This window comes from Streptomyces sp. NPDC025833, assembly GCF_055558055.1.
Genome location: NZ_JBVHNF010000001.1, coordinates 525616 through 532287, shown reverse-complemented (window position 1 = coordinate 532287; position 6672 = coordinate 525616). Strand labels below are relative to the sequence as shown.

Here is a 6672-nt window from a genome sequence, read left to right as displayed (position 1 = left end):
CCCCGCCCCCCGCGGCCCGCCCCCCCCCCCCCCCACCCCCCCCCCCCCCCCCCCCGCCGGCCCGCGCCCCCCCCCCCCCCCCCCCCCCCCCCCCCCCCGGCCCGGCGGCGGTTCGGCACGGCTCCCGGGCTATCGACGAGCCGGAAGGAGGGGGCCTGGAAGGAGGAGGTCTGGAGGGAGGGGGCGAGGGGGCCCGGCGGTAGGCGGGGGCAGCCCGCGCGACACGGCCCGCGACGGTTCGCGCGGGCGGCGCGGTGCCCGGCGGGGGGGGCAGGCCCGCCCGTCGCTACCGGGCGGTCAAGGCGCTGCGGTCCAGGCCCAGTTCACGGGCGAGGGCGTCGTCCACCCACTCCCGCGCCCGGGCCCGCGCCACCGCGCCCGGGTACGACGTCAGCTGCACCGCCAACCCGTCCAGCAGCGCGGTCAGCCGCAGGGCCGCACCGGCCGGGTCCGCGCACGCGAACTCGCCCGCCGCCACACCCTCGGCGACGACCTCGGCGAGTGCCGCCTTCCACTGCCTGTCCAGGTCCCGGGTGACCTCCCGCAGGGCCGGCTCCCGCAGCGCCACGGCCCAGCCCTCGATCCACAGCCGCCAGCCCTTCGCCTGGCCGGTCGGCGCGTACCAGCGCACCGCCGCCCGCAGCCGGCGCAGCGCGGTGGTCCGCCGGCCCAGCAGCCTGCGCAGGTGCGCGAGATCGCCCTCGGCCGCGTACGCGAACGCGGCGGCGACCAGTTTCTCCTTGGTGGAGAAGTGGTACAGCACCAGCGCGTTGCTCACCCCTAGGGCCGCGGCCACGTCGGCGATCCTGACCTCCGCCACGCCCCGCGCCTCGATCTGCTCGATGGCGGCCCGCAGCAGCTCCTCCCGCCGCTCCGCCACGCTCAACCGCACTCTCGCCACGGGGTCACCCTAGGCCACGGGGCGGCCGACGCCGCCGGGTCGGTCAGCGGTACCGGCCGAAGCGCTCCGCGATCACCGGCAGCCGGTCGGCCGCCAGGGCGTGCGCCGCCGCGCGCGGGCTCGTCCCGTCGGCCTCCACACGGTCCAGCAGCGCACCGACCAGCGTGCGCATGGCCCGGCGGATGTGCGCGAACGCCTCGTCGGCGTCCGCGCCGATGTCACCGAACAGCGTCCACCACCACCAGGCGTTCGTCGCGGAGTTGACCGCCACGTCCGGCAGCACCGTCACCCCGCGCGCGGCCAGCGGCGCCTCCGCCTCGGGTACGACGGGCATGTTGGCGGCCTCCACGATCCAGCGCGCCCGGATCCGCCCCTGGTTGGCGCCGTCGATCGCGTACGACACGGCGGCCGGTACCAGCACCTCCGCGTCCGCGGACAGCCAGGCGTCGCCCGGCAGTTCGCGGTCCTCCGGGCGCAACGCGCCCCGGTCGACGGTGCCGTGTCCGTCCCGCGCCGCCAGCAGCGCCTCCACGTCGAGGCCGGCCGGATTGGCGATCGTGCCCTTGAGGTCGGCCACGGCCACCACCGTCAGCCCCGCGCGCGCGAGGAAGCGCGCCGTGGCCCCGCCCATCGTGCCCATCCCCTGCACGGCGACCCGGGTGCCCGCGTACGGAACCGCCGCCCGGTCCAGGGCCGTCAGCACCGACTCGGCGACCCCGCAGCCGCCGGCCAGCCCGTCCAGGCCGATGCCGTCCACCTCGACCGCGAAGGCGTCCGCGAGCCTCGCGCGGGCAGCCGGCTCGTCGTCCAGCAGCGGATACACCGCCTGCACGGTGGAGACCAGCCCCGCCTCGGCCGCCGCGCGGTCCACCGTGTCCTGGCCGAGCCCCAGGTCCTCGCCGGTGGCCCAGAGGCTCTCGACGTACGGGCGCACGGCCCGCAGGTAGCGGACCAGGAGCCCGTACGACTCCGGGTCGCGCGGATCGGCGTCGATGCCGCCCTTCGCACCGCCGAGGGGGATGTAGCGGCTCCCGGGGTCGTAGTGCAGGGCCTCCTTCACCGTCATGCCGCGGGCGAGCCCCGTCACCTCCTCCAGGGTGCAGCCCGGCCGCATCCGCAGCCCGCCGCTGGCCACCCCCCGCACCAGCCGGTCCACGACCAGGAAGCCCTGGCGGCCGGTGACGTGATCGGTCCATACGAGCGACAACAGGGGGGTGGTCATGCGGTCTCTCCGGGGGAGTGGGGGGAAGCGGGGGGTGGGGAAGCGGTGGGGGAGGTGGGGAACGGTGGGGAGCGGTGGACGGGGGCTCGGGTGCGGTGCGGGTGCGGTGGACACTACTGAACCGCGAGTCAGTATCGGGACGGGTGAGGACGCTGTCAACGAACCGGACGGAGGCCCGGCGGCGGCACCGCCCACCCGCCCGGCCCGGGCCGCGTGAGGCGCCGACCATAATGGAGGGCCTCACCCACTCCACCGGGAGGTAATGTGACCGGTTTGCGTTCTCCGAGCTCCGGGCTGCGCGCGCTGCGCCCCGCCGCGTTCGGCGCGGACCCGGGCGGTGAGCGCCTGGCACGCATCCGCCGCTCGCCCCACTTCAAGGACGGCGTCTTCCAGAATCCCGGCGGCCCCGCCCGGACCCGGCCCTCCGGCTCCTCGCTCGACCTCGCCAAGGTCTTCCTCGACAAGGAGACCCGGCCGCTGCGCGCCCCCGGGGGCACCGTGCCGGTGCACCCCACCACCTACAGGGACCTGGCCGAGCCGCCCGCCACCGGGCTGCGGCTGACCTGGATGGGCCACTCCGGCGTGCTGGCCGAGATCGACGGCCACCGCGTCCTGTTCGACCCCGTCTGGGGCGAGCGCTGCTCCCCGTTCCGCTTCGCCGGTCCCAAGCGGCTGCATCCGGTGCCGCTGCCCCTGGCCGCGCTCGGCCCGGTCGACGTCGTCGTCATCTCTCACGACCACTACGACCACCTGGACCTGCCCACCATCAAGGCGCTGGCCGGCACCGACACCCTGTTCGCCGTGCCCCTCGGCGTCGGCGCGCACCTCGAACACTGGGGCGTGTCCCCGGACCGGCTGCGCGAGCTGGACTGGCACGAGTCCACCCGGGTCGGCGGACTCACGCTCACCGCCACCCCGGCCCGCCACTTCTGCGGCCGGGGCCTGCGCAACACCCAGCACACCCTCTGGGCGTCCTGGGCCGTCGCCGGCGAGGAGCACCGGATCTACCACAGCGGGGACACCGGCTACTTCGAGGGCTTCAAGGACATCGGCGCCGTGCACGGCCCGTTCGACGCCACGATGATCCAGATCGGCGCGTACAGCGAGTTCTGGCCCGACATCCACATGACGCCCGAGGAGGGGCTGCGCGCCCACCTCGACCTCCAGGGCGGAGCGCCGCACGGCGCGCTGCTGCCGATCCACTGGGGCACGTTCAACCTGGCCCCGCACCCGTGGGCCGAGCCGGCGGAGTGGACCAAGGAGGCCGCCGCGGAGGCCGGCCAGGCGGTGGCCCTGCCCCGGCCGGGCGAGCCCTTCGAACCCGCGGGCAAGCTGCCCGCCGAGGCGTGGTGGCGTGGCGTGGCGGGCGAGGTCCGGCGCACCTGGCGCTCGGTGGGGGCGTTCGTGGCCGAGCCGCCCGCGCGCGGCGCCCACGACCACATCGGCTGAGCCACCCCGCCCACCCCCACGTCCGGGGAGCCCCTGCCCGTTTCGACGGCCGCCCCACTCAAGGCCAAAGCCGTGGCTTTCCGTAGTCGACGGCGAGGGTGGGGCGGGTCGCGGGCGCGCGGGCAGGCGCCGGAGTGGTTCCGGGTCCGGTGAGGGGTCGCGCGTCCGACGGCCCGGCCGCCAGGCGCGCAGCCGAGGGCGATCCTCCTGCCGATCCCTCGGCCCTTCCGTCGATGTCCACTCCTGACCAGGTCGGATCGATCCCGCCCGGATTCGGTCGCGCGCCGAGCGGTGGCCACCGGACTGTCGTACGACGCCTCATACCAGAGCGGGACGCTCCTCGGGGGAGTTTGTCAACTGCCCGCCGCACATGATTCTCAGGCAACTACTGTGAGTGTCCGCCGGGCGACGCACGGCCGGTTCACCGGCCCGTCGGCCGGTGCCGCGATGACGCACGCCCGCATGGCCGCTCGGCCACATGCCCGCGGCGCGCATCGCACGAGGACACCAGGCCCGACGGATCAGTACGAGGACGCAGATGTCTCACCTCCGAGCACCGGCCAGCCGCGCCGACCGCCGCGAGGGCGGCCGGCACGGGCGTCCGGTCGTCCGACCCGCTCCCGCACCGCCCGAGACACACATACGGCCCCAGCTCATGCGGCTCGCCGTCCTGCCACCCCTCGCGGTCGCGCTCAGCGCCTGCGCGGCGGTGCTGTTCAGCGTCCGCTCCACCGGCGCACGCACGGGGCCCGCCCTGTGGGCCGTGCTCGCCGGAGCGGTCACCGTGGCCGTGGCCGGCATCCTGATCGCCGCCGTCGCCGCCGACCGCGCCGCCGGCTCGATCGCCGACCGCCTCGACGGACTCCGCCGCGCCGCCGCCCGGGGCGAGACCGACCTGAACGCCCTGGTGGACGCGCTCCGCCGGGGCGAGGTCCCGACGCGACCGGGGGCCCGGCCCCGGCCCCCGGCCGACGCCGACGACTTCGAGCTGCTCGCCGCCGACCTGGCACGCGCGCACGACGGCGCGGTCACCGCCGTGGTGCGCGCCGCCCAGCTCTCCAGCCAGCGGGGCAGCGAACAGAAGCTGGAGGTGTTCGTCAACCTCGCGCGCCGGCTCCAGTCCCTCGTGCACCGGGAGATCTCGATCCTCGACGACCTGGAGAACGAGATCGAGGACCCGGACCTGCTCAAGGGCCTGTTCCACGTGGACCACCTGGCCACCCGGATCCGGCGGCACGCCGAGAACCTGGCCGTGCTCGGCGGCGCCGTCTCCCGCCGGCAGTGGAGCAAGCCGGTCGGCATGACCGAGGTGCTGCGCTCCGCCATCGCCGAGGTCGAGCAGTACTCCCGGGTCAGACTGGTGCCGCCCGTCGCCGGCGAGGTGCGCGGTCACGCCGTCGCCGACGTCATCCACCTGCTCGCCGAACTCATCGAGAACGCCACGGTGTTCTCCGCCCCGCACACCCAGGTACTGCTCCGTGCCGACCTCGTCACCTCCGGGCTCGCCGTGGAGGTGGAGGACCGCGGCCTGGGCATGCCCGTCACCGAGCAGAAACGGATGAACGCCCTGCTCACCGACCCCGACCAGGTCAACGTCGCGAGCCTGCTGGCCGATGGCCGCATCGGCCTCTACGTCGTCTCACAGCTCGCCCGGCGGCACGGCATCCACGTACGGCTCCAGGGCAACATCTACGGCGGTGTACAGGCCGTACTCGTCATCCCGCAGGCCGTGTTGGGCAACGTGCCGGCCTCCCCGGGAGCGGCTCCCGGCGCCGTTCCCGACACCGCCCCACCGCAGCCGCAGCCGCAGCCGCCGTCGCCGTCGCCGGTGGACAGCGGTGTGACGGCGCGGGTGCGGGCGTCCGTACCCGCGCCCGCGCGGGAACCGGGCCGGGTGCCGGCGCCGCACGGCGGGGCCGGAAGCAGCGGTGCGGCCGGAGGCGGCGGTGCGGCCGGCACCGGCGGTGTGGCCGGAGTTGGCGGTGCAGCCGGAAGCGGCACGCCGACCGGGCACGGCTCCGCCGCGGAGGCCGGGAGCGGCGGCGGAGCCCGGGAAGGAGACGGGACGGGCAGCGGTCAGGCCCCGGCCACCGGGCGGCGCAGGCACGCACAGCGCGGATCCGGACGGCACGAGGCCGAGGGCGGGGCACGCGAGACCGGGGGCGAGGCACGCGGGGCAGGCGCCCCGCCCCCGCTTCCGGTGCGCGGCGCCGACGCGTCGCGCCCCACTCCCGCCGAGGCGGTGCCCGGCATCGGCGCCGACGACCGGGAGGCGGTGGAGGCGCACGCGGGCATCCCGCCCACCCCGCGCGTGAGTCCCGTGCGCGGCACCATGGACAAGCCCCGGCTGCCCCGCCGACGCGCCCAGGAGCACCTCGTGCCCCAACTGCGCGGCGGCCCGGCCCCTCGCCCGGACACCGACGCCGCCGCCGGGCACGACCCCGGCCTGATGGCCGCCTTCCGGCGCGGGATCGGACTCGCCGAGGCCCAGCAGAACCTGGAAGCGGAGCACGACGAGTCCGTGCCCGGGTACGGGACCCCCGCGCACGGCACATACCTCCCGACGCAGAGGCCGATGCACCTGCCCACACCCACGCCTCCGCACGGGACGGCGTACGAGCACCTGGGGCCGGCCCACACAGGCGATCCGCACATGGGGGGTACGCACCTGTCGGCGTACTCCGGGGCCGAACCCACCGAGCCGCCACGCGTACGGCCCGAGCACGGCGGCCCTGGCCACACCGCTCCGGGCTCCCATTCCATGGGGGCGCACTACACGGCCTCGCCCGACACAGGTGCGCACCACATCGGCTCGCCCGACATGGGCGCGCTCACCATGGGTGCGCCCGACATGGGTGCGCGCACCATGGGCCCGGAGCACACAGCCCCAGACCACACGGTCCCGGACCACACACCCCCGGCGTCCACGCCCTCCGCCTCCATACCCCAGGCGCAGGCGCAGGCGCAGGCGCAGGCGCAGGTCCAGGCGCACACCCAGACTCACGCGCGCACCACCGACGGCATCCACGGCCCCGGCGGAACCGAGGGGAGCACCCCGGCCGGATGACCGCCGCCGCACCCGTACGCCACAGCCCCAGCC

4 protein-coding genes are annotated in these 6672 nt (G+C 76.2%); 2 read left to right on the top strand and 2 right to left on the bottom strand.

Annotated elements, in window-relative coordinates; translation table 11 throughout:
* Positions 1–286: 286 nt before the first annotated feature.
* Complete coding sequence (locus tag ACZ4K2_RS02305; RefSeq protein WP_467472236.1) at positions 287–901, bottom strand: TetR/AcrR family transcriptional regulator; 615 nt, start codon at positions 899–901, stop codon at positions 287–289.
* A gap of 43 nt (positions 902–944) precedes the next feature.
* Entirely contained in the window at positions 945–2123 is a 1179-nt protein-coding gene (locus ACZ4K2_RS02300; RefSeq protein ID WP_467472239.1) for a Glu/Leu/Phe/Val dehydrogenase dimerization domain-containing protein, read from the bottom strand.
* Positions 2124–2387: 264 nt separating this feature from the next.
* Here ACZ4K2_RS02300 and ACZ4K2_RS02295 point away from each other — a divergent pair, with 264 nt between their 5' ends.
* Together ACZ4K2_RS02295 and ACZ4K2_RS02290 are read left to right on the top strand one after the other, a co-directional pair.
* Positions 2388–3572, top strand: a complete 1185-nt coding sequence (locus ACZ4K2_RS02295; RefSeq protein WP_467472244.1) for an MBL fold metallo-hydrolase — start codon at positions 2388–2390, stop codon at positions 3570–3572.
* Between the two features lie 538 nt (positions 3573–4110).
* Complete coding sequence (locus ACZ4K2_RS02290) at positions 4111–6639, top strand: sensor histidine kinase (RefSeq protein WP_467472246.1); 2529 nt, start codon at positions 4111–4113, stop codon at positions 6637–6639.
* Positions 6640–6672: the final 33 nt, after the last annotated feature.